Below are 23,595 nucleotides of genomic sequence, written 5' to 3' on the forward strand. Positions count from 1 at the left end.
CGATCCGAGGAGTCAGCAACGGGTCGAATCCGGTCGGTCGCGAGGCTCCCGGCTGCGGATTGGCGCATTTCAGTCCTTCGAAGAGATCTCGGTATCGGTGACGCTGCTACGCCGCGCGAAATCCACGAAGGCTTTGAACGCGGCGGTCGGGTTTCGACGGTTCGGATAATAGAGGCTGAGCGGCGACAGAGCGGGCGTCCAGTCCTCGAGCACGCGCACAAGGCGGCCCGCCTCGATGTCCTCCCGCACGTCAGATTCCATGGTTAGCGTGAGGCCGACGGAACAGAGGGCGGCGGTTCGTGCGAGGCTGGTTTCGTCGAGAGTGAGGGCGCCTGCGACATCGATGTGGACCGATCGCCCATCCTTCTCGAAAGGCCAACGGTAGATTGCGCCGTTCGGGAGCCGGACCCTGAGGCAGACATGCTCGCTGAGATCCTGCGGGATCATCGGCGTCCCATACGCTTTCAGGTAGGCTGGCGAACCCACGACAACATTGCGTCGAGGCGCTCCAAGCGGGATCGCGATCATGTCTGCCGGGACGAGGTCCGCGCTGCGGACCCCAAGGTCGAAGCCGTCGGCGACGATGTCGATCAGGCGTCCTTCGGTGACAATGTCGATATGGACCTGGGGATAGGCCCGCAAAAACGGGAGGACGAGCGACGCGAATATCTCTCGGGCCGCCGTCGGGAAGGCGTTGATGCGCAGGACGCCTGATGGGGTGGACTGTTGGGAACGTGCCGCGTCCATCGCCTCATGTATGTCCTGCAGGGCAGGGGCGATCTGCGCGACGAAGTTGCGGCCAGCTTCAGTGAGGGAGACGCTTCGCGTCGTCCGATTGAAGAGCCGGATGCCAAGCGTGCGTTCCAGTTTCCCCACCGCGTTGCTCAACGCGGTGGTGGACATTCCAAGCTCGAGCGCGGCGGCGCGGAACTTGCCCCGGCGGGCGACCATGAGGACCGCGTCCAATTCTGTCAGACCGCTCTGGGGCATTGTCCTTCCCTTCGTGATGCGTCGTCCCACTTTATCCCGATTATCGGGTTAGAGCCCCGCATCTAACATTCCTGCCAGTTTCACAGCCGGCGTCTTGGACGGCGGACCGCAGCAACAGGATCCGGTACGATGTCGCTCGAACTTCCAGCCCCAATCGCCGCCTATGTGACCGCCAACGCCCGCCTCGACGCCGAGGGTATGCTGTCGGCCTTTGCGGCGGACGCCATCGTCGTCGACGAGCAGGAGCGGCGGGTCGGCAAGGCCGAGATCCTCGCCTGGATTCAGTCGGCGACGATCGCGAACCGAGCCGTCTTCACCCCCGACGCGTGGCGACATGAGGGCAGGGTCGTCGTCGTTGAAGGTCCGACCTCGGGCGATTTCCCAGGCAGTCCCATCCACTTCACCTTCTGCTTCACCCTCCAGGACGGGGCGATCGCCACCCTGGAGATCGCCTGATGAGCCTGCAGAACCTCACCTCCGAATTCGTTGGTTGTCGCGTCGTGGTGAGCGGCGGCACCAAGGGCGCGGGTCAGGCGACAGTGAAGCGGTTCATCGCCGGCGGCGCGACCGTAGTGACCGCCGCCCGCGGGCCGGTCGACGCCAGCGCCGGCGCCCACGTGATCGCCACTGACCTCAGCACGCCAGATGGGGCCGCGCGCCTCGCTGACGCCGCGCTGAAGCGTATGGGCGGGGTTGATGTCCTGGTGCATGTCGTGGGTGGGTCATCCTCGCCTGGCGGCGGCTTTGCGGCGCTGACGGAGGATCACTGGCGCGCGGAACTGGACCTGAACCTGATGTCCGCCGTGCGATTGGACCGGGCGCTGCTCCCGCAAATGATCGAGCGCCGAGGTGGCGCGGTGATCCATGTGTCGTCCATCCAGCGGACGCTGCCGCTGCCGGAATCCACCATTGCCTACGCCGCGGCCAAGGCTGCCCTGACCACCTACAGCAAGGCGGTGTCGAAGGAGCTGGGTCCGAAAGGCGTGCGGGTGAACGTCGTCTCGCCCGGTTGGATCTACACGGAGGCGTCCCAAGCCCTGGTTAGCCGGATCGCCGCGACGACAGGCGGGGACCTTGAGGCGGCGAAGGACAGCATCCTACAGGCCCTGGGCGGCATCCCCATCGGGCGTCCAGCGCAGCCGGAGGAGGTCGCCGAACTGATCGCCTTCCTGGCCTCAAGCCGCGCGTCGGCCATCCATGGCGCCGAGTACGTCATCGACGGCGGTACGGTCCCGACGGTGTAGCTTCAGTGGCGCTGTGGCGTGCGCCTCAAGTAGGAAAAGCGCGGCCCTTCTTCGTCCCCGCCCGCCGACGTGCGGAGCCAGCCATGCTCCCTGATGCCAGTCACGAAGGACCGCTCGACGTCGTCAAGCTTGTCGTCTGGCACGTCTATGGCAGTCAGCATGGTCCCATGGCTATCCGACCAAATCGAACGTCCGCAATGGGCGGTTAGCAGGCATTGCCCTTCACCGAGACAAGCGCCACCATGGCTGAGTGAAGTCGCTTGTCGCCACCTATGATGGATACTTGTGCCGAAAGGCGCAGCAGCGAGACCCTCGGCGAAGGCTTGGAGCGTTCTACGCCGGTGTTCAAGCGCCCTGGGCAATCGGTTTCCTTGTAGTCAGTGTCTGCCTGAAGGCGCTCGGGCGATGCGCCCCTTTCAGCCTTGACCCTGGAAACACGGCTCCGGCGGGACCTTAAGTTCAACGACCGGGATATCTTTGAACTGTCCAAGATTCTTACTCAACGCGACCAAACCGACGCCTTCGCCGCGAAGCTCAGTCAGTCAGACGACGCAACGGTGGGCGACATCCTTCGGAGCCTTGAGCCTCACAACGGACACCCTGAAGGCCCGTAACGGGTCGGGAACCGGAAATCGACGTAGAAGCGGAAAGCGGTCATTGACCGCCGTTCTCCGAGTGGTAGCTGGGGGCGGGATCGAACCGCCGACCTGTGGGTTATGAATCCACCGCTCTAACCATCTGAGCTACCCAGCCGCCGGGCCTTTCGGCGAGGCGCGGTTTATAGGGTGGGCTTTTGCCGGTTTCAAGCGGCTTGGACGCGACCTTTCGCCGAAAGGCGATTCCGTTTTGGGTCCAGCCTCGCTAGGCTCCCGTCGGCATGAGCGTCCTGCATCTTCTCGGAACGGCCGGCGAGGGCGGCGCGGAGACCTATTTCCTCGACCTGGTCGCGGCCCTGGCGGCCGACGGGGTCGAGCAGGCCGCCGCCATCCGCGCCAACGCCAACCGCGAGGCGGCCCTCGAGCAACTGCGCGTTCCGACCGGCGTGTTCCGATTCGGCGGCCCCATCGACCTGCTGACCCGGCGCAAGCTGGCGGGGTTCGCGCAGAAGACTCAGGTGCGGCTGGCCCTGGCCTGGATGAACCGGGCCGCGCGCCACGCGCCCAAGGGGCCCTGGGCGCGGATTGGCCGGCTCGGCGGCTACTACAATCTCAAATACTATCGCGGCTTCGACGAGCTGGTGGCCAACACCGAGGACATCGCCGACTGGGTGGTCGCGCAAGGCTGGCCCGCCGGCAAGGTCCGCTACATTCCCAACTTCGCCCTGGCCCCGCCGGACACGCCGCCCGCCGACCGGGCCGAGCTGCAGACCCCCGAGGATGCTCCCCTGCTGCTGGCCATGGGCCGGCTGCACGAGGTCAAGGCGCACGACGTGGCGCTGGAAGCCCTGACCCACGTCCCCGAGGCCTATCTGTGGATCGCCGGCGCCGGCGGGCTGGAGACCAAGCTCAAGGCCATGGCCCAGGCCCTGGGCGTGGCCTCGCGCGTGCGCTTCCTGGGCTGGCGCAACGATCCGTCGGCGCTCTACCGGGCCGCCGACATCAGCGTCTTCCCGTCCCGCTACGAGCCCCTGGGCAATGTGGTGATCCAGTCCTGGGCCCACGGCCTGCCGGTCGTCGCCGCGGCCAGCCAGGGACCGGCCGCCCTGATCCGCCACGAGGAGGACGGCCTGCTGGTCCCCATCGACGACGCGCAGGCCCTGGCCGCGGCGATCAACCGGCTGATCGCCGACCCCATGCTCTGCATCCGCATGGTCCAGCAGGGCTCGGAGCGAGTCGAGGGCCAGTTCTCCCCGGGCGCGGTCGTCGCCCAGTGGCGCCAGCTCTTCGCGGACTACGGGGCGGCCTGATGTGTGGCATAGCCGGCGTGCTCGGGCCTGGCGGTTCGGCGCGCCCCCTGATCGAGGCCCTCACCCACCGCGGCCCGGACGGGGTGTTCGTCGAGGACGAGGCCGGCCGGTCGCTCGCCCACGCGCGCCTGTCGATCATCGACCTGGAATGCGGCTGGCAGCCGCTGCACGCGGCCGGCGCGACGGTCATCGGCAATGGCGAGATCTATAATTATGTCGAACTGACCGAGGCGTTCGGCCTCGATAGCCAGCTCGCGACGGGATCGGACTTCGAGCCCCTGCTGCACATCTACGCGAAGGAAGGCCCTGCCGCCTTCCAGCGGCTGCGGGGAATGTACGCCTTCTGCCTGATCGGCGCCGACGGGCGCTCCTGGCTGGTCCGCGACCCGTTCGGCATCAAGCCGCTCTACGTCCTGGAGCGCGAGGGCGCGGTGATCTTCGCTTCCGAGCCGCGGGCGTTCCTCGCCGCCGGGCTGATCGGCGCCGAGCTGTCGGAGGACAGGGCGCGCGAGCTGCTGGCCTTCAACTACGTGCTCGGCGAGGAGACCATCTTCCAAGGCCTGCGCCGCCTGGCGCCCGGCGAGATCGTCGAGGTGACGGACGGCAAGATCGTCCCGCGGGAGGTCCGTCCCGCGGTTCCCGCCCGCGCGCCGTCGGGCAGGAGCGAGGAGGCCGCCCTGCTCTCACGCCTGGACGCCGTGCTGGAGGACAGCGTCCGGGTCCATCAACGGTCGGACGTGCCCTATGGCCTCTTCCTCTCCGGCGGCGTCGACTCGGCGACCATCGCCACCCTGATGTCGCGCCTCAACGCGCGGCCGGTCACCGCCTTCACCTGCGGCTTCGACGCCCCCGGCGCCCGCGACGAGCGCGCCCAGGCCGAGCGCGTGGCCAGGGCCCTGAACCTCGACTGGCGGGAGACCGGGTTCGGCGAGGAGGACTTCTGGCGCATCCTGCCGCAGGTCGCCTGGGCGATGGACGATCCCACCGCCGACTACGCCACCTTGCCCACCTACAAGCTCGCTGAGGCCGCCAAGGGAACCCTGACCGTGGTGCTCACCGGCGAGGGGGGCGACGAGCTGTTCGGCGGCTATGGCCGCTACCGCCGCGCCCTGCGCCCGGCCTGGATGGGCGGCCGGCCGGCCGAGCCGCGCAGCCCCGACGCCGGCGTGGTCGAGCGCTGGCGCGCCGCCGCCAAGGCCCCACCCGGTCTCACCCGGCTGCAGCAGGCGCAATATGCCGACATCGCCACCTGGCTGCCGAACGACCTGCTGCTGAAGCTGGACCGCTGCCTGATGGCTCACGGGCTGGAAGGGCGCACGCCGTTCCTCGACCCGCAGGTGGCCGAGTTCGCCTTCCCCCTGCCCGACCGAATGAAGGTGCGCGGCCGCTACGGCAAATGGCTGCTGCGCCGCTGGCTGGAGCGAGCCTGCCCCGCCGCCGAGCCCTGGGCCCGCAAGCAGGGCTTCACCGTTCCGGTCGAGGCCTGGATCGAACCCCGCGCCGGCGAGATCGCCGCCCGCATCGGCAAGGTCGCCGCCGTGCGCGAGCTTCTCGGCGCCGATCTGGCCTCCAGCGCGTTCACATCGCAAGGTGGCGGTCGCTGGCCTCTGCTCTTCTTTGCTGTGTGGTCGCTGATCCACCTGGAGGGGGCCGCCCCGACCGACGCCCTGGCCGCCGTCGCCGGCCCGATAGGACCTTAAGAAGGAGCTTCCCATGCGCCGTCTGCTGATCACCACGGCCATCGCCGCCCTGGCCGGAGCCTGCGGCGGGCGGGACGGCCAGGCCCAGCCCCAAAATCAGACCCAGGCTAAGGCCGCCGCCGGCGCTCCCGTCGCCACCGCCCCGCCGAACGCGCCGAACCAGAAGCCCGCCTTCGCCGGCCAGACCCGCGCGCCGGAGATGAAGTCGAACGTGGCCCTGCAGGTCACCACGATCGCCGAGGGGCTCGAGATGCCCTGGGGCATGGCCTTCCTGCCGGACGGGCGTCTGCTGGTCACCGAAAAGCACCTCGGCCAACTCCGCATCCTCGGGACCGACGGCAAGCTTTCCGGCCCGATCCTTGGCCTGCCCGCCGTCGCCGGCGTCGACCAGGGCGGCATGCTGGGCCTGGCCGTCGATCCGAAGTTCGCGGAGAACGGCCTGATCTACTGGGCCTATGCCGAGCCCCGGGCGAACGGGACCAACAACACCGCCGTGGCCCGCGGCCGGCTGGCCGGCGACCATCTGGAGAACGTCCAGGTGATCTTCCACCAGACCCCGTCGCTCGAATCGACCATGCACTTCGGCGGTCGCCTGGCCTTCGCCCCCGACGGCACGCTGTTCATCACCACCGGCGAGCGTTCGATCCTGCCGGGCCGCGCCCAGGCCCAGCGCCTGGACGGGACCCTGGGCAAGGTGGTCCGGATCAATTCGGACGGCTCGATCCCCAGGGACAACCCCTTCGTCGGCCGCCCCGGCGTGCGGCCGGAGATCTGGTCCTACGGCCACCGCAACATCCTCTCGGCCGCGATCGACCCCGCGACCGGCAAGCTATGGGAGGTCGAGCACGGCGCGCGGGGCGGCGACGAGTTGAACCAGCCGCAGGCCGGCAAGAACTACGGCTGGCCGGTCATCACCTACGGCCTCGAATATTCCGGCGAGAAGATCGGCGACGGCATCACCGCCAAGGAGGGCATGGAGCAGCCGGTCTACTACTGGGACCCGGTGATCGCGCCCGCCGGCATGGCCTTCTATGAGGCGGACCTCATCCCGGCCTGGAAGGGAAACATCCTGATCGGCGGCCTGGCCAGCAAGGCCCTGGTTCGCCTGGTCATGCAGGACGGCAAGGTGGTCGGCGAAGAGCGCCTGCTCACGGACCTGAACGAGCGCATCCGCGACGTGATCGTTGGCCCCGACGGCGCCGTCTACCTCGCCACCGACAACAAGAACGGCCGCATCCTGAAGGTCACGCCCAGGGCGTGATGGTGAACGTTCGCGCTCTTCTCGATGATACTTGAGGATTAGGCCCCCAGCCGCCCCGCCACCTCCTCGCCGATCGCCAGGGAGGACGTCAGGCCAGGGCTCTCGATGCCGAACAGGGCGACCAGCCCGGCCAGGCCATGCGCCTCCGGACCGTCGATGCGGAAGTCCGGCTGCGGCTCGTCAGGGCCATGCAGCTTGGGCCGGATGCCCGCATAGTCGGGAGCCAGCGCCCCGTCCGGCAGGCCCGGCCAGAACTTGCGGATATAGGCGTAGAACTCACCGGCGCCGGCCGGATCGACGCTGTAGTCGATGTGGTCCACGAAGTGCAGGTCGGGTCCGAACACCGCCTGGCCGCCCAGGTCACGGCGATAGTGGGTGCCCAGCGCCCCGGGGATCGGCGGCGGGTAGATCAGGCGCGCGAACGGCGCCTTGCCGCTCAGCCGGAAATAGACCCCCTTGCCGTAGTGCAGCGCCGGGATCTGGTCCCTCGGAAAGCCCTCGATCTCACCGGCCACGGCTTGCGCCGAGAGCCCCGGCGCGGTCACCAGCAGCCGCGCGGTCAGGGTCGTCGGCTCGGCCCCGCCGGCGCGGATGGAGAACCCGCCGCCTTCCAGCGGCCGCGCGCCTTCGAACGGGGTCGAAGTGACCACCGCCCCGCCGGCTTCCTCGATCTCTCCCTGCAGGGCCACCATGTAGCCGTGGCTGTCGAACACCCCGCTCTGCGGCGAGATCAGCGCCGCCTCGCACTTCAGTTGCGGCTCCAGCGCCAGGGCCTCTCCCTTGGTCAGCCGCGCCATGCCCTCGACGTCGTTGGCCTGCGCCTGCGCAAGGATGTCGTCCAGGCGGCCGACCTCGTCCGGATTGGTCGCCACGACAAGCTTTCCGCAGCGGTCGTAGGCGACCTTGTGCTTTTCGAGGAAGGCGTAGAGCGCTCGCCGGCCAGCCACGCACAGCCGCGCCTTCAGCGAACCGGTCGGATAGTAGAGCCCGCCGTGAATGACCTCGGAGTTCCGGGCGGAGATCCCCTCCCCGATGCCGGGCTCGCGCTCCAGCACCGCCACCGTGAGCCCGCGCCGCGACAGCGCATAGCCGCAGGCCAGGCCCACGGCCCCGGCGCCCACCACGACCGCATCGAAATCGAAATCCGCCATGACTCTATTCTTGGTTGGAGCGCCGTTCCGCGCTCCAGGCCTAGCCGAGCCCCGCGCCCTTGCCTACCGGCGAACGAAGGCAAATCGCGCGTTCATGACCCGGATGGCCGCCACGCCAGCGCCGACAGCGTCGTCAGGCAGAGCGCGATGAAGGCGATCACCGTATTGGCCGCGTGCGAGTATTCCCACTGACGGCGCAGCGCCTCCCAGTTTTCGGGGGCCGTGGTCCAGTTCGAGGTCGCCTGGTTGGCTGGCTGGGTCCAGAGGAAGAAGATCACCAGCATCAGGACGAAGCAGGTCGCCGCCAGCGCCGCCAGCCAGAACGGCCCGCTCTGTGAGCGGGCCAGCCCCGCGAGCAAGGTGTTCGCGACGATGGCGGCCGGCCAGAGAAGCCCGAGCAAGGCCCACCGGCTGTAGATGCCCTGCACGACGAAATAGTCGGCCTGCGGAAGGCCGATCTTGTTGGGCAGCGCAGCGAGGTGCGCTCCGGACGGGATGAGCGCCAGCGCGCCGATGACGATGGCGAGAAACTGGACGGTTCTGATCGTCACGCCGAAGTCTCCCTTCCGGCCTGAACTGGCGCGAGAGAGGAGATGTTCCTGGCTGCGGCCTCTAGGTGGTCGCCGGTTCGGGCCCGACGTTTTCCGGGCTGAGGCGCCGGGCGAAGAGCCGGCCGACCAGGAGGAAGACGAGGCCTGCGCCGAGCCCGATGCCGGCGTGCATCAGCCAGAACCGGCTGGCCGGCATCTTCTCGAGCAGGCCGCCCAGGATCCCCACCGTCTGGTTCGCCATGAAGAGGTGCAGGTAGTAGACTCCGATGATCGAGCCGGCGAGCGCCTGGGGCGCGGCGCGGGCGAAGAGGGCCAGCGACACCGGCAGGATGTTGGCGAAGGCGATGCTGTTGATGACGTGGAAGGCCACGCACCAGAGGATGTTGACCTTGCCGCCCGTAGCCTCGGCGATGGCCGCGCCGGCGGCCAGGCACAGCGCTCCGCCCACCGAGACGAAGGCGCCGATGGTCAGCTTGCCGATCTCGTCCGGCTCCTTGAAGCGCGTGGCCCACACCCGCCAGAAGACCACCATGATCGCCAGGAACGAGACCGAGACGATGGAGTCGAGGGTGATCAGCCAGGTCGTGGGCGCCTTCTGGCCCATGAACTCCAGGTTCACCGCCCGGTCGGCCCAGACCAGGTAGGCGTTGAAGATCTGCTGGTTGCAGAGCACCGAGGCGGCCATGACTGGCAGGAGGGCGACCAGCAGCAGGATAGTCCCCCTTTCGCTTGCAGCGAGCTTGGGGCGGGCCGCGCCCTTGGCCCGCAGCGGCGGGTCGGGCGGCAGGTGGCGGCGGCCGCTCAGATAGATGACCAGCGCGATCAGCATGCCCACCCCGGCCGCGCCGAAGCCGTAGTGCCAGCCGACCTTCTCCCCGAGCGTCCCCGCGATCAGCGGCGCGGCGATGACCCCGGCGTTGATGCCCAGGTAGAAGATCTGGAAGGCGTCGGCCCGGCGCAGGTCCTTGTCGCCGTAGAGCGCCCCCACCTGGCCGGCGATATTGCCCTTGAAGCATCCGGTCCCGAGAATCAGGCACAGCAGGGCCAGCAGGAACGAGACGTCGAAGGCCATCAGGAAGTGGCCGGCCGCCATCAGCAGCGCGCCCAGCACCACCGTCCGGGTCTTGCCCAGCACCCGGTCGGCCAGGAAACCGCCCAGGATCGGCGTCAGGTAGACCAGGCTGGTGTAGAGCCCGAAGATCGCCGAAGCGACCGCCTGGATCGACGCGCCCGGATGGTAGAGCGCCTCGATGAAGGCGTGGAACGCCGGAAAGCCCGCGATCCTGTCGACCTGCGGGCTGAGCAGCAACTGCTTGGTCATGTAGAGCACCAGCAACGACTGCATGCCGTAGTAGGAGAACCGCTCCCAGGCCTCGGAGAAAGCGAGGAAGCCGAGGGCGCGCGGGTGCCCCAGGAAGGCGGTGTCACCGTCGGTGGCGGTCTTTGTCATCCGATGCTCCAGAGCCGGCGACGACCGGCGCGCCCCGTTCACCTACGCCTTTAGCGCCAATGTCGCGCCATGGCTAAGCGTCGCCCTGCGACGGGCCCCGGCCATCCATAGACGCCGATGATCGCCGATCCCCGGCAAGCTGACGCGGCCGGGGATGACGATCTGGAAGATGGAGCGGGCGGATCGAGATCGCCCACCCGATAGCCTCGCCGAAATCGGCCTTGGATCAGCAGCTGAAAACGCCGGGAGAGCCCCCGACCTCAGGCTCCCTCCCACCGCTTCCAGAGCCGCGCTTCCTTGGCCTTGGCGACCTTCACCGAGGCGTCCTTGATGTGGCCGAAGCCGCGGATGTCCTGGGGGATGGCGGCGATGTCGATGGCGACCGGCAGGTGGGCGGCGTCGAGCGTGCCGAGCAGCCTATCGAGGGTCGCCTCATAGTCGGCGATCAGGCCGCGCTCCATCTTCCGCTCCTCGGTCCGGCCGAAGAGGTCCAGCGGCGTGCCGCGCAGGCCCTTCAGCTTCGCCAGCATCGGGAAGGCGAGGTCGAGCATCCAGCCGCCGAACTCCATCTTGCGCGGCTTGCCGTCCGGCCCCTTGGGCGCGAGCAGCGGCGGGGAGAGCAGCACCTTGGTCCTGCCGCCCTTGAAGGCTTCGTTGCGCTCGGCGGCGAACCGGCCGTCGGTATAGAGCCGGGCGACCTCGTACTCGTCCTTGTAGGCCATCAGCTTGAAGAGGCTGACCGCGACGGCCCGGGTCAGGGCCTCGGAGCCGAAGGGCGCTTCGGCCGCGGCCACCTTAGCGACCTTGTCGGCGTAGCGCCTGGCGTAGGCGGCGTTCTGATAGGCGGTCAGTTCCCTTGTCCGATGGGCGATCAGCTCGTCCAGCGACATGGTCTCGGGCGTCGGGGTCTTGTCCTCGGCCGCGACCGCCAGGCTCGGGTCGTGAGCGACCCGGCGGCCCAGCTCGAAAGCCTGCAGGTTGGCCTCGGCCTCCACCCCGTTCAGGCGGATGGCGCGATAGACGGCGCGGCTGGAGATCGGGATGAGCCCCTTCTGCCAGGCGAAACCGACCATGATCATGTTGGCGTAGATGGCGTCGCCGAAGTTGCGCTCGGCCAGGTGATGGGCCGGGCACTCGTCATAGGCCTTGGTCGCGGCCTTGATGCGCCGGGACATCGAGGCGCTGTCGAAGCGCACGTCGCGGTCGGTGACGAAGTCGGCGGTGGGCGCGAAGTCCTCGTTGCCGACGGCGACCGTGCGGTCCTTGGCGTAGAGGGCCAGGGCGTCGGCGCCGGCCGCCGAGAGGATGTCGCAGGCGATCAGCACGTGGGCCGAAGCCGCCGGCACCCGGCCGCCGATCACCGTCTCCTCGGTCTCGCCGATCCGGACGTGGGAGAACACCGCCCCGCCCTTCTGCGCTAGGCCGGTCATGTCGACCACCGAGGCGGCGCGGCCGTCCACGTGGGCGGCCATGGCCAGGATCGAGGCCACCGTCGTCACCCCCGTCCCGCCGATGCCGGTGAAGACGATGTTGCGCACGCCGTGCAGCGGCTCGGTGGTCGGCAGCGGCGTCGACTCCGCCGTCAGGGCCGGCAAGGCCTTGGCCTGCGGGTTCTCGCCGCCCTCGATGGTGATGAACGAGGGGCAGAAGCCTTCCAGGCAGGAATAGTCGGCGTTGCAGGTCGACTGGTTGATCTTGCGCTTGCGGCCGAACTCGGTGTTCAGCGGCTCGACCGAGACGCAGTTGGACTTCTTCGAGCAGTCACCGCAGCCCTCGCAGACCAGCGGGTTGATGAAGACGCGCTTGGTCGCCGCCTCCATCGTGCCGCGCTTGCGCCGGCGGCGCTTCTCGGTGGCGCAGACCTGATCATAGAGCAGGACCGTTGTTCCGGGGGTGTCGCGCAGCATCTCCTGAACGGTGATGAGTTCCGAACGCGGACGCACCTCGACGCCGGGCGCCAGGTCGGTGACGCCCTCGTAGCGCCCGGGGTCGTCGGCCACGATCACCGTCTTGGCCACGCCTTCCGAGGCGAGCTGGCGGGTGATCTGGGCCGGGGTGAAGCCGCTCTCGGGCGCCTGGCCGCCGGTCATCGCCACCGCGTCGTTGAACAGCAGCTTGTAGGTGACGTGCGAATTGGCCGCCACCGATGCGCGGATCGCCAGCGAACCCGAGTGGTTGTAGGTGCCGTCGCCCAGATTGACGAAGACGTGCGGCTCTTCGGTGAACGGCGCCGAGCCGACCCAACTCAGGCCTTCGCCGCCCATGTGGCTGTTCAGGTCGGTCTGAGGGTCGGTGAAGCTGGCCATATAGTGGCAGCCGATCCCGGCCAGGGCGCGCGAGCCCTCCGGCAGGCGGGTCGAGGAGTTGTGCGGGCAGCCGGAGCAGAAGAACGGCTTGCGCTGCTGCTCGGCCGCCAGGGTCACCGCCGCCATGGAGGCGGCCGAGACGCGGGCCAGGTAGTCGTTCACCCGCTCCGAATGCGGGCCTTTCGGCAGCCGGTCGGCGATGGCGAGCGCGATCTCGGCTACCGACAGCGAGCCCAGCTCGGAAAGCAGCGGATGGCCCTGCTCGTCGATCTTGCCGATGATCTTCGGGCGGGCGTGGGCCGGCAGGTCGTAGAGCGCCGAGCGGGCCTGGGTCTCGATCAGCGGGCGCTTGTGCTCGACCACCATCAGGGTTTCGAGACCCGCGGCGAAGGAGCGAAGCCCGGTCGGCTCCAGCGGCCAGGGCATGCCGACCTTGTAGATCGAGACGCCGAGGTCAGCGACTTCCTGCTCGGAAAGTCCCATGGCCGCGAAGGCCTCGATGACGTCCTTGTAGGCCTGGCCCTGGCAGACGATGCCGAAGCGCGGCCGCGCAGCGGCCAGCATCGTCCGGTCGATCCTGTTGGCGCGGGCGAAGGCGAGCGCCGCCGGGATCTTGAAGTTGCGGAGCCGGCGCTCCTTCTCCAGCGGCTGGTCCTTCAGGCGGATGCCCAGGCCACCGGCCGGTAGATGGAAGTTTGGTGGGGAAACCTGACGATGGCGGCTCAGCGAGACGTCGATCGTCGCGCCCGAATCCATGGTGTCGGCCAGGGCGATCAGCCCGACCCAGAGGCCCGAGAACCGCGACATGGCGATCCCCATCAGGCCGTAGTCGAGCACCTCCTGCACGTCGGCCGGCGACAGCACCGGGATCTCGAAGTCCTGGAAGGCGTACTCCGACTGCGACGGCAGCGTAGAGGACTTGCAGGTATGGTCGTCGCCCGCGACCGCCAGCACCCCGCCCTTGGCCCAGGTGCCCGCGAAGTTCGCGTGCTTGAACGCGTCGCCCGTCCGGTCCACGCCCGGAGCCTTGCCGTACCACATGCCGGTGACGCCATCGAACTTCGCGCCGGGGAACAGGTTGGCCTGCTGGCTGCCCCAGACGGCGGTGGCCGCCAGGTCCTCGTTCAGCCCCTCCTTGAAGACGACGTCCGCCGCCTTGAGGAACTTGGCCGCGCGGCCCGCCTGCTGGTCAAGGCCGCCGAGGGGGGAGCCGCGATATCCGGAAACAAAGCCCGCCGTATGCAGGCCAGCCGCGTCGTCGAGCCGATGCTGGTCCAGCATCACCCTGAGGAGCGCTTGGACGCCTGTGATGAAGACCCGACCTTCCGTGAGCAGGAATTTGTCGTCGAGCGTCACGTCAGCGTGCCGCATAGCAATATCTTTCCTTTTCGGCTCCCTAATGCCAATAGAACATCATATAAGTTCGCCGGAATTGCTTGCCAAAGATATGCCCCTCATTTGCAGGTTTGGGGCAAGATTGACGCTCACAAGCGCCGATTGAAGGAGGAAAAATTGTCCGAGGCACTCGACGCCGTCGACGCCAAGATTCTCGATCTCATCCAGCATGACGCCGGTTTGTCGGTGGCGGAGATCGCCGAAAGGGTAGGTTTGTCCTCCAGCCCCTGCTGGCGGCGCATCAAGCGCCTGGAAGACGCGGGCGTGATTCAACGCCGGGTCACGATCCTGGATCGCGACCTGCTGGGCCTGGGATTCGAGGTCTACTGCACCGTCAAGCTCAGCCTGCCCACCAAGGACAATCTCGACGCCTTCGAACAGGCCATCATCCGCCTGGCCGAGGTCGTGCAGTGCGCGACGGTCACCGGCTCGGCGGATTACGAACTGCGCGTCGTCACCCGGGACATGCACGCCTTTGACGACTTCCTGCGCGACAAGATCCTCTCCCTGGGCCTGGTCTCGAACATCGAAAGCCGGATCGTGATCCGGTCGGTAAAGAACACGACCGCCGCTCCCCTCGGCCTTGTCAGTCCCTATGTGAGCGCGCAAGGCTAGACCTCCTTCCTGCATTCCCTCGCAGGGGGGAACGCAAAGGAAGCGAATATGATCGAACTCGTCATCGACCAGCGGCGCCGGGACCTTGGCGGCTTCGAAGTCGGCCGCGTGCTTCCCTTCGCCAAGCGGCGCATGGTCGGGCCGTTCATCTTCTTCGATCACATGGGGCCAGTGACCTTCCAGCCCGGCTTCGGCCGCGAGGCGGATGTCCGCCCGCACCCGCACATCGGCCTTTCGACCCTGACCTATCTGTTCGAGGGCGAGATCACCCACCGGGATTCCGTGGGCGCGATCCAGCCGATCCATCCGGGCGAGGTGAACTGGATGACCGCCGGCAGCGGGGTCACCCACTCCGAGCGCTTCGAAACCCTGCGCGCCAAGGGCGGGCGCATGGACGGCATCCAGGCCTGGATCGCCCTGCCCGTCGAGGACGAAGAGATCGCCCCCTCCTTCGACCACTACGGCATGGACGCCCTGCCGACCTACGAGGAGAACGGCCTATGGGCGCGGCTGATCGCCGGCAAGGCCTATGGCGCGAGTTCGCCGGTGAAGACCCACTCTCCGCTGTTTTATGCCCACTGGCGGCTCAAGCTGGGCGCCAAGGGCGAGCTGCCGGCCGAGTACCCCGAGCGCGCCGCCTATGTGGCGCAAGGGGTGGTCGAGGTGGACGGCCGCCAATTCAAGGAAGGCCAGATGCTGGTCTTCGAGCCGGGCCAGTCGATCGTCTTCACGGCGGTGACCGACGCCATCGTCATGTTGCTGGGCGGCGAGCCCGTTGGTCCCCGTCTCATCGAGTGGAACTTCGTCTCGTCCTCCAAGGACCGCCTGGAGCAGGCCAAGGCCGACTGGCGGGCCGGCCGCATGAAACTGCCGGACGCGGACAACCAGGAATTCATCCCCCTGCCCGAGCCTGCGCCCCCGGCCAATCCGATGTCGTAAGGCGCTTGCTCGCCCCAAGGTAAACCAGGCCAGATGCCGTCCGAACAATGTCCAGGGAGGACGGCATGAAACTCTATTCCTCGATGGGTCCCAATCCGGCGGTTGTGACCATGTTCCTGGCCGAGAAGGGGGTCGAGATCCCCGTCGAGACCGTGGACCTGATGGGCGGCGAGAACCGCCAGGCGCCCTACATGGTGAAGAACCCGGCCGGCCAGCTCCCTTGCCTGGAGCTGGACGACGGTTCGCACCTCTCGGAGATCATCGCGATCTGCGAGTATCTCGACGAGAAGTTCCCGAGCCCGCCGCTGATCGGCGCCACGCCCGAGGAACGCGCCCAGACCCGGATGTGGGTCCGCCGCGTGGACCTGAACATCTGCGAGCCCATGGCCGCGGGCTTCCGCTACGCCGAGGGCCTGCCGCTGTTCCAGGACCGCATGCGCACGATCCCGCACGCCGCGGACGACTTAAAGACCCTGGCCCAGGAAAAGCTGACCTGGCTGGACGGCCTCCTGACCGGCAAGACCTGGATCGCAGGCGAGCGGTTCACCCTGGCCGACATCCTGCTGTTTTGCTTCCTGCAATTCGGCGCCCAGGTCGGCCAGCCGCTGAACCCGGACAACAAGAACCTGGCGGCCTGGATCGAACGGGTGAAGGCGCGCGCCGCCGAGAAGACCCCGGCCTAAAGCCCGCGGAGCGCCTTGCGGGTCTGCTCCCAGTATTGAGCGCCGGTGATCACCGTCACGATGGCCGCGATCCACATCAGGGCATGCGCGGTCAGGGTCACCGGCTGCTCGATCGCCGGATCGGGCGGCAGATCGAACGCGCCCCAGGAGGAGACCAGCAGCTCGGCCGTCAGGGCGGTGAGCTGGAGGGTGGTCTTCCACTTGGCCAGGCGGGTGACCGGAAGCTTGACCCCCTTTCCGGCCCCGACCTCGCGCAGGGCGCTGACGGTGAACTCGCGGAACAGCATCAGTCCCGCAGGCAGGACGATCGCCGGCTGGCCGCCGAGCGCCAGCAGGCCAAGGATCGCGCCGCAGACCAGCACCTTGTCGCCGATCGGGTCGAGGATGGCGCCCCAGACGCTCACGGCGTCGAGCCTGCGCGCCAGCCAGCCGTCGAAGAAGTCGGTCACCGCGGCGATCACGAAGGACCAGAACGCCCAGCGCTGCAGCGAGAACTGCGCCTCCGGCGTCAGCCGCTCGCTGACATAGGGAAAGGCGCCCGCAGCCGTCGCCAGCGCCAGGAAGACGAACAGCGTCAGGACCAGACGCAGCGAAGTCAGGATATTCGGCAGAGCTTTCATGGCTAACTCGGTGTGCGCGCGGTCTCTCGGGTGGCCGGCGACAGCTCGACCTTCTTGCGGTTGTTCGCCAGCTTAGCCGGACCTTCAGCCTTTGCGGAAGAAATCGAAGATCCGCTGGGCCAGTGCCTCGCTCACGCCGTCCACCTTCGCCAGGTCGTCGGCGGAGGCGCGGCTGACGCCTCGGGCGGAGCCGAAGGCGTGCAACAGGGCGCGCTTGCGCCCCGGCCCCACGCCGTCGATCTCGTCGAGCGGGTTCTTCTTGATCTCCATCTTCCGGCGCGTCTGGTGACTACCGTTGGCGAAACGGTGGGCCTCGTCGCGAAGCCGCTGTAGGTAGTAGAGCACCGGCGATTTCGGCTCGAGCATGAAGGGTTCGCGCCCCTCGATGAAGAAGCGCTCCAGGCCTGCGTCGCGGTCCGGCCCCTTGGCGACGCCCACGACCTGGATGTCATCGACGCCAAGGTCGGCCATGACCTCCAGCACCGCCGCAAGCTGGCCGGCGCCGCCGTCGACCAGCACCAGATCGGGGCGCGGCGGATTTTCGCCCGCCTCCTCGTCCTTCACCATGCGCGAGAAGCGGCGGCGCATGACCTCGCGCATCATCCCGTAGTCGTCGCCAGGGGTGAGGTCGGTCCCCTTGATGTTGAACTTCCGGTACTGGCCCTTCTGGAATCCGTCAGGGCCGGCGACGATCATGCCGCCCACGGCGTTGGTCCCCATGATGTGGGCGTTGTCGTAGACCTCGATCCGCTCAGGGGAGGCCTCCAGGCCGAACGCCTCGCAGACGCCCGCCAGCAGCTTCGACTGGGCTGAGCTCTCGGCCATCCTGCGCCCCAGCGCCTCGCGCGCGTTGGTCAGGGCGTGTTCCACGAGCTGAGCCTTCTCGCCCCGCTTGGGCTGGGCGATCTCGACCTTGCGGCCGGCCTTCATGCCAAAGGCTTCGGTCAGCAGTTCGCAGTCGGACGGTTCGATATTGGCCAGGATCAGGCGCGGGATCGGCTTGTCGTCATAGAACTGGCCGAGGAAGGCGGACATCACGTCCGGATCCTCGTCGCTCTTGTCGATCCGCGGGAAATAGGCGCGATTGCCCCAGTTCTGGCCGGCGCGGAAGAAGAACACCTGAACGCAGGCCTGGCCGCCCTCGGCGTGCAGCGCGAAGACGTCGGCCTCCTCGATGGTCTCCGGATTGATCTGCTGTTCCTGGGCGATGGAGGCCAGGGCGCGGATCCGGTCGCGCAGCCGCGCGGCGCGCTCGAACTCCATCTCGTCCGAGGCCTCCTGCATCTCCTTGGACATGCGGGCGATCACCGCCCGGCTCTTGCCGCGCAGGAAGTTCTCCGACTCCTCGACCAGCTTGCCGTAGTCCTCGAGGCTGATCAGGCCGGTGCAGGGGGCTGAGCAGCGCTTGATCTGGTGCAGCATGCAGGGCCGGGTGCGGGTCTCGTAGACACTGTCCGAGCACGAGCGCAGCAGGAAGGCCTTCTGCAGGGTGTTCAGGGTCCGGTTGACCGCCCAGGCGCTGGCGAAGGGGCCGAAATAGTCGCCCTTGATGGTGTGCGCGCCGCGATGCTTGCGCAGTTGAGGCGCGGCGTGGTCGCGCCGGATGACGATCTCGGGAAAGCTCTTGTCGTCGCGCAGCAGGACGTTGAAGCGCGGCTTGAGCTGCTTGATCAGGTTGATCTCGAGCAGCAGGGCGTCGGTCTCGGTCCGGGTGGTGACGAACTCCATGGACCGGGTCAGATCGACCATCAGGGCGATGCGCTGGGTATGGAAGCGCCCCTGCGCATACTGGGTCACCCGCTTCTTCAGCGAGCGCGCCTTGCCGACATAGAGGACCTCGCCCCCCTCGCCCATCATGCGATAGACGCCGGGCGAGTCCGGCAGGCGACGCACCTCGTCCTTGATGAGGGCTGCGCCCAGCAGGGGCGCGGGAGCGGTCACGTCGGTCGGCATGTCACCAATATAGGCGAGTCCTGGCTGCGGCGCAGGGCTACAGCTTGACGCCGCCGTCGAGGATCTTGGCGTAGCCGGCCTTGGTCAGCTTCACATAACCGCGGGTCGGGTCCTTGTAGTAGACGGCGCCCTTGATCGCCGTCGGGTCGAAGCCCTCGGCCACCAGGTCGATCTTGCGGTACTTGAAGGTCCCGGTCGTCTGGATCGCCGGCAGGATGCGGACGAAGACCGGCTGCATATAGGCCGGCAGGTCATGGCCCACTGTGTCGCCGAAGGCCTTGATGTCGAAACCGTCGTCGACCACCAGCCCCGCCATGCCGGCCCGGCCATCGGCGCCCTCGACAGCTACGCCATAGACATTGGCCTCGACCACGCCGGGGATCGCCTGCAGCCGTTCGGCGACTTCGCCGGTCGAGACGTTCTCGCCCTTCCAGCGGAAGGTGTCGCCGATGCGGTCGACGAAATAGAAATAGCCGTCGCTGTCGGTCTTCATCAGGTCGCCGGTGCGGAACCAGGCGTCACCCTTCTCGAAGACGTCCCGCAGGATCTTCCGGTCGGACGCGGCCTTGTCGACATAGCCGGTGAACTCGGTCCGGGCGTCGTTGCCGATCTTGCCGATGCACTCACCGATCTGCCCGGGGCCGGCCTCGATGCAGAGCCCGTTCGCGCCGCGGATCTCCTCTTCCCTCTCCACGTCGAACTGGACGAGGCGGAAATTGAACCGCTTCTTCAGCCAGCCCGGCACCCGCCCGATCGCTCCGACGCGGCCGTCGAAGTTGAACATCGAGACGTTGCCTTCGGTGGCCCCGTAGAATTCCAGCACGTCGGGAATGCGGAAGCGGCGCTTCATCTCCGCCCAGACGTCCGCACGCAGGCCGTTGCCGAACATCAGGCGGATCTTGTGCCGGTGCTCGTCCTCCACTTCCTCGTGGTTGATCAGGTAGCGGCAGAGCTCGCCGATATAGACGAACATCGTGCAGTTCTCGGCCACCACGTCTTCCCAGAAGTGGCTGGCGGAGAACTTCTTCTTGATGACCACCGATCCGCCGCTCAGCAGGCCGGCGCCCATAGCGCAGAGACCGCCGGTGGCGTGATAGAGCGGCAAGGTCACATAGACCCGGTCCTTCTCGCCTGCGTCCGTCGCCCCGGCGAAGGCGCGCATATAAAGCTGGGCGCGCACGTGGGTGATACGGGCCGCCTTCGGCAAGCCGGTGGTGCCGCTGGTATAGATGAACAGCGCCGTGTCCTTGGCGGTCATGCCGTCACGGACGGACCGATCGGGCGGAAGCTGGCTGCAGCTCTTCAGGGCCTGGGAAAGGTCGCGCTGGTCGCCGTGCGCCTGGCCCAGCATCCACTGCTGCATCGGGCGCTCCAGCAGTTCCCTGGCCTCCTCGAACGCGGCCGAGGTTTCGGGGTCGACGATGACGTGGGCGGCCCCGGAGATATTGAGGCAGTGGGCCAGCGGCGCGCCGATGAGCTGGTTGTTGATCAGGGCGGTGACCGCGCCGATCTTGCTCAGCCCATACCAGATCGGCAGGTATTCCAGGCGATTGGGCATGAAGAGCGCCACGGTCTGGCCGCGCCGCACACCGATGCCCTTGGCCCAATGGGCGAAGCGGTTGGCGATGGCGTCCATCTCGCCATAGGTGACGGTCTTGTGCTCGAAGGTCAGGGCGGGATGGTCGCGCCACTTCTCGACCGCAGCCTGGATGTCGTCGCATACGAGGTTCGGAGAGTCAGGCGTGATGGACTTCACACGCTTCAGAGTGCGGTTGAGCCCACGGAAGAACTTCCAATCACGATCTAGCCGGGCCTTTAGACGCATCGATTCCCTCCGACTTGCGGCCGACCTTGGTCAGTTGCGGCGTGAAGGGTCAAGGCGCACCGAGCACCTCGCCGGTCACACACGCGTCAGGCGAGCGCGGCGTGGCGCCCAGGACTCACCCCTTCGTTCGGGGCGAACCGCACGAGCTGACCCGTGTTTCCTGTAAGGTGAAGCCATGACGATCCTGCCCGCAGCGATTCTGTTCGATCTGGACGAGACGATCATCTCCTTCGGCTCGCGGCGGCAGATCCTGCAGGAGGTCGTGGAGGAGTTCGGCGAGATATTCGCTCCCCTCGCCCCGGCCGAGGCGGCCAACGCCCTGGAGGCGGGCTTCCGCCGGTTCTGGGCCGATGAGGAACGCGCAGCGATCTGGCGGCAGAACCTCTCTGAGGGCCGGATCCTGGCGGTCGAGGAATCCTTCCAGCCCCTCCGCGATCGCGCGTCGGCCCTGACGTCCGCCTTCGCCAGGACCTTCGGCGAACGCTTCCATGCCTATCGGGAGGAACAGGGGAAGTTCTTCCCCGGCGCGCTGGAAACCATCCGCTTCTTCCGCGAGCGGGAGGTCAAGCTCGCCCTGGTCACCAACGGCGCGGCCGAGCCCCAGCGGGCCAAGGTCGAGCGCTTCGCGCTGGCGCCGCTGTTCCATCACGTGCAGATCGAAGGCGAGGCCGGGTTCGGCAAGCCGCAGGAGCGGGCCTATCTGCACGCGATGCAGGCGCTGGGCGTCGAGGCCCGCGAAACCTGGATGGTCGGCGACAATCTGGAGTGGGAGGTCGCGGCGCCGCAGCGGCTGGGCATCTATGGGATCTGGCATGACCATCTGGGCGAAGGCGTGCCGGAGGGCAGCCCGGTCAAGCCCGACCGGATCGTCCGCTCGATCGCCGAACTGGTGAGCGGCTTCGACTAAGCAATATCGCGGAATCGCGTTTTTCGTGCGCGAAGCTTGACCACACCCTTGGTTAACCTGCTGGCGGCAGACTCGGTGAAACCAACGGCGAGTGAGGGGCGGCCGAAGGCATGCGACGTAGGTCCGAGTTCAGGTTGCTGGCGCCGCTCGCCGCATTGGCGCTGGGCGCCATGGCCGCCTTCGTCGCCAGTCTGCTCATCTGGGCCCACGCCGTCGATCAGGGCGTACGTCGCCGCGAGGAGGCCCTGGTTGAGCGGGGCGTCGCCGGCAGCATCGCGCGGATCGAACGGACCATCATTGCCAAAACCAACTGGAACGAGGCGGTCGTCAACCTGGACAACCGTTTCGACCAGGCTTGGGCGGACGCGCGCCTCGACGGCTATTTCACCCTGAAGGCGGGCTTCGACCAACTCTTCGTCCTCGACCGGGACAACCGCCCGATCTATGCGCGACGCCGTGCGGGCGACGCCGACCCGGCGGGCTTCTCAGGCGTCCTGGGCGCCGACTCGGTCATCGCAGAGGTCCGCCGCGCCGAGGCGCGGGCGACCAGCACGCGGGGCCCGCTCCAGGCCAGCCAGATCGTGAGGCAGGACGGCAGGACCCATCTCGTCACCGCGACGCTGGTCCGGCCCGCGAACGGCGGGGCAAGGCTCCACCACCGTTATGCGCCGATCGTCCTCACCACGATGCACCTCGATGAGGGCACGCTCGCGCGGCTGCAGCGTCGCTTTCAGCTCAAGGACCTGAAGGTCGAAGCCGAGGCGGCCACCGCGGGCCGGGCCGGGATCCGGCTGCCGACCACCGTGGGCGGGCCGAGCCTGGTGCTGAGCTGGACGCCGGAGCGGCCGGGAGCGGAGATCGCCCGCGCCTCGATCGCGCCGATCGCCCTCGTCCTGCTGGTGTTCGGCGGCCTTGGCGCGCTCATGGTCGCGCGAATCCGCGCCGCCGCCTTGCAGCTTTACACCAGCCACAAGGCGCAGAACGACTTCCTGGCCAATATGAGCCACGAGATCCGGACCCCGCTAAACGGGGTGAACGCCGTCGCCGCGGCCCTCGCCAGGACGCCCCTGGCCCCCTCTCAGGCCGAGATGGTCGAGATCATCCACAGCTCCGGCGTCGCGCTCGAGCGGGTGCTTTCGGACGTGCTCGACCTGTCGCGGATCGAGGCCGGCGGGGTGAAGGTCGTCAATGAGCCGTTCCACCTCGGCGAGGCGGTCCGCAGCGTAGCCGGCCTCACCGCCTCGCGCGCCGAGGACAAGGGCCTGGACCTGATCCTCGACATCGACCCCGCCGCCGAGGCGGCCGTGAGCGGCGACGTCGTGCGGGTCAAACAGGTCCTGGTGAACCTCGTCTCCAACGCCGTGAAGTTCACCAGCGAAGGCTATGTGGCGATCGGGGTCCGCCAGGAGGAAGGCGATTGGTGGCGCATCGACGTGCAGGACACCGGCATCGGCTTCGAGCCTGGCGACACCGAGCGCCTGTTCCGGCGCTTCCAGCAGCTCGACACCTCCTCCACCCGCCGTCACGGCGGCGTCGGACTCGGCCTGAGCATCGCCCAGCAGCTCGTGGTCCTGATGGGCGGCAAGCTGGAGGCCGTCGGATCCCCGGGCGAGGGCTCGACCTTCACCGTCCGCTTGCCCATGAGCGCGGCCGAGGCCACGCCGGAACCGGCCGCCGGAGCCGGGCCGCCCGAGCGCCCCCTGCGCATTCTGCTGGCCGACGACCATCCCACCAACCGCAAGGTCGTCCAGGTGCTGTTCTCGCAGTTCGAGGTCGATCTGGTGAGCGTCGAAAACGGCAAGCAGGCCCTGGAGGCCTTCTCCACCCAGCGCTTCGACCTGATCCTGATGGACATGCAGATGCCGGTCCTCGACGGCGTCGCGGCGGTCAAGGCGATCCGGGAACGCGAACAGTTGCGCGGCATGACCCGCACCCCGATCGTCATGCTGACGGCCAACGCCCTGCCTGAACACGAGGCCCTCAGCCTCGCGGCTGGAGCCGACCTGCACATGCCCAAGCCCATCGAAGCGCCCAAGCTCTTCAACGTGCTGCAGACCGTGGCCGAACGGCAGGGGCTGGCGAGCGCGGCCTAAGGCCAA

At 67.8% G+C, this 23,595-nt stretch carries 18 protein-coding genes and 1 tRNA gene; 10 read left to right on the forward strand and 9 right to left on the reverse strand.

Translation table 11 applies throughout. The annotated features are described in order from the left end of the window. Positions 1–69 precede the first annotated feature (69 nt). On the reverse strand, positions 70–990 hold the full coding sequence (locus ABID41_RS03535) for a LysR family transcriptional regulator (protein WP_354297182.1): 921 nt from the start codon (positions 988–990) through the stop codon (positions 70–72). 129 nt (positions 991–1,119) lie between these two features. Between ABID41_RS03535 and ABID41_RS03540 the strand changes: the two genes are divergently transcribed. Both ABID41_RS03540 and ABID41_RS03545 read left to right on the forward strand, forming a co-directional pair. After that, entirely contained in the window at positions 1,120–1,446 is a 327-nt protein-coding gene (locus ABID41_RS03540) for a nuclear transport factor 2 family protein (protein WP_331928729.1), read from the forward strand. Continuing rightward, positions 1,446–2,234, forward strand: coding sequence for an SDR family oxidoreductase (locus ABID41_RS03545; RefSeq protein WP_331928728.1), 789 nt, complete (start codon positions 1,446–1,448; stop codon positions 2,232–2,234). The genes ABID41_RS03540 and ABID41_RS03545 overlap by 1 nt, the downstream gene beginning before the upstream one ends. Positions 2,235–2,910: 676 nt before the next feature. Here the strand turns inward: ABID41_RS03545 and ABID41_RS03550 are convergent. Next, positions 2,911–2,987, reverse strand: a tRNA-Met gene (locus tag ABID41_RS03550). 124 nt (positions 2,988–3,111) lie between these two features. Here ABID41_RS03550 and ABID41_RS03555 point away from each other — a divergent pair. From ABID41_RS03555 to ABID41_RS03565, 3 genes are read left to right on the forward strand one after another with little or no spacing between them, the layout of a single operon-like run. Further along, positions 3,112–4,140: a glycosyltransferase gene (locus ABID41_RS03555; RefSeq protein WP_331928726.1), complete on the forward strand. Its 1,029-nt coding sequence runs from the start codon at positions 3,112–3,114 to the stop codon at positions 4,138–4,140. After that, positions 4,140–5,840, forward strand: a complete 1,701-nt coding sequence (gene asnB / locus ABID41_RS03560; protein WP_354297183.1) for an asparagine synthase (glutamine-hydrolyzing) — start codon at positions 4,140–4,142, stop codon at positions 5,838–5,840. Before ABID41_RS03555 ends, asnB begins: the two co-directional genes overlap by 1 nt. 13 nt (positions 5,841–5,853) lie before the next feature. Then, a complete protein-coding gene (locus ABID41_RS03565; protein WP_331928956.1) occupies positions 5,854–7,101 on the forward strand; it encodes a PQQ-dependent sugar dehydrogenase in 1,248 nt (415 codons plus the stop codon). Positions 7,102–7,139: 38 nt separating this feature from the next. Here the strand turns inward: ABID41_RS03565 and ABID41_RS03570 are convergent, their stop codons facing one another. The 4 genes from ABID41_RS03570 to ABID41_RS03585 form a co-directional block, all read right to left on the reverse strand. Continuing rightward, positions 7,140–8,252, reverse strand: a complete 1,113-nt coding sequence (locus ABID41_RS03570) for an NAD(P)/FAD-dependent oxidoreductase (protein ID WP_331928954.1) — start codon at positions 8,250–8,252, stop codon at positions 7,140–7,142. 92 nt (positions 8,253–8,344) lie between these two features. Next, on the reverse strand, positions 8,345–8,803 hold the full coding sequence (locus tag ABID41_RS03575) for a hypothetical protein (protein ID WP_331928953.1): 459 nt from the start codon (positions 8,801–8,803) through the stop codon (positions 8,345–8,347). Positions 8,804–8,864: 61 nt separating this feature from the next. Then, positions 8,865–10,253 (reverse strand): peptide MFS transporter, encoded by a 1,389-nt coding sequence (locus ABID41_RS03580; RefSeq protein ID WP_331928951.1) that lies wholly within the window; start codon positions 10,251–10,253, stop codon positions 8,865–8,867. Between the two features lie 260 nt (positions 10,254–10,513). Continuing rightward, complete coding sequence (locus tag ABID41_RS03585) at positions 10,514–13,930, reverse strand: indolepyruvate ferredoxin oxidoreductase family protein (RefSeq protein ID WP_331928950.1); 3,417 nt, start codon at positions 13,928–13,930, stop codon at positions 10,514–10,516. A gap of 141 nt (positions 13,931–14,071) precedes the next feature. Here ABID41_RS03585 and ABID41_RS03590 point away from each other — a divergent pair, with 141 nt between their 5' ends. From ABID41_RS03590 to ABID41_RS03600, 3 genes are all read left to right on the forward strand, one after another. Further along, complete coding sequence (locus tag ABID41_RS03590; protein WP_331928948.1) at positions 14,072–14,569, forward strand: Lrp/AsnC family transcriptional regulator; 498 nt, start codon at positions 14,072–14,074, stop codon at positions 14,567–14,569. Positions 14,570–14,617: 48 nt separating this feature from the next. Continuing rightward, complete coding sequence (locus tag ABID41_RS03595) at positions 14,618–15,508, forward strand: pirin family protein (RefSeq protein ID WP_331928946.1); 891 nt, start codon at positions 14,618–14,620, stop codon at positions 15,506–15,508. 65 nt (positions 15,509–15,573) lie between these two features. Next, positions 15,574–16,191: a glutathione S-transferase family protein gene (locus tag ABID41_RS03600; RefSeq protein ID WP_331928945.1), complete on the forward strand. Its 618-nt coding sequence runs from the start codon at positions 15,574–15,576 to the stop codon at positions 16,189–16,191. Here the strand turns inward: ABID41_RS03600 and pgsA are convergent. The 3 genes from pgsA to ABID41_RS03615 form a co-directional block, all read right to left on the reverse strand. After that, positions 16,188–16,811, reverse strand: a complete 624-nt coding sequence (gene pgsA, locus ABID41_RS03605) for a CDP-diacylglycerol--glycerol-3-phosphate 3-phosphatidyltransferase (protein WP_331928943.1) — start codon at positions 16,809–16,811, stop codon at positions 16,188–16,190. The genes ABID41_RS03600 and pgsA overlap by 4 nt on opposite strands. 84 nt (positions 16,812–16,895) lie before the next feature. Then, positions 16,896–18,764 carry an excinuclease ABC subunit UvrC gene (gene uvrC, locus ABID41_RS03610; protein ID WP_331928941.1) on the reverse strand — a complete coding sequence of 623 codons (1,869 nt, stop codon included), beginning with the start codon at positions 18,762–18,764 and terminating at the stop codon, positions 16,896–16,898. Between the two features lie 37 nt (positions 18,765–18,801). Then, the gene (locus ABID41_RS03615) at positions 18,802–20,589 is read right to left on the reverse strand and encodes a long-chain-acyl-CoA synthetase (protein ID WP_331928939.1); all 1,788 of its coding nucleotides are present in this window, start codon (positions 20,587–20,589) and stop codon (positions 18,802–18,804) included. 175 nt (positions 20,590–20,764) lie between these two features. On the opposite strand from ABID41_RS03615, the gene ABID41_RS03620 reads away from it, so the two are divergent. After that, positions 20,765–21,496: an HAD family hydrolase gene (locus ABID41_RS03620; protein ID WP_331928937.1), complete on the forward strand. Its 732-nt coding sequence runs from the start codon at positions 20,765–20,767 to the stop codon at positions 21,494–21,496. A 110-nt stretch (positions 21,497–21,606) separates the two neighbouring features. Further along, the gene (locus ABID41_RS03625; protein ID WP_331928936.1) at positions 21,607–23,589 is read left to right on the forward strand and encodes a hybrid sensor histidine kinase/response regulator; all 1,983 of its coding nucleotides are present in this window, start codon (positions 21,607–21,609) and stop codon (positions 23,587–23,589) included. Positions 23,590–23,595: the final 6 nt, after the last annotated feature.

This window comes from Phenylobacterium koreense, assembly GCF_040545335.1.
GTDB lineage: Bacteria > Pseudomonadota > Alphaproteobacteria > Caulobacterales > Caulobacteraceae > Phenylobacterium > Phenylobacterium koreense.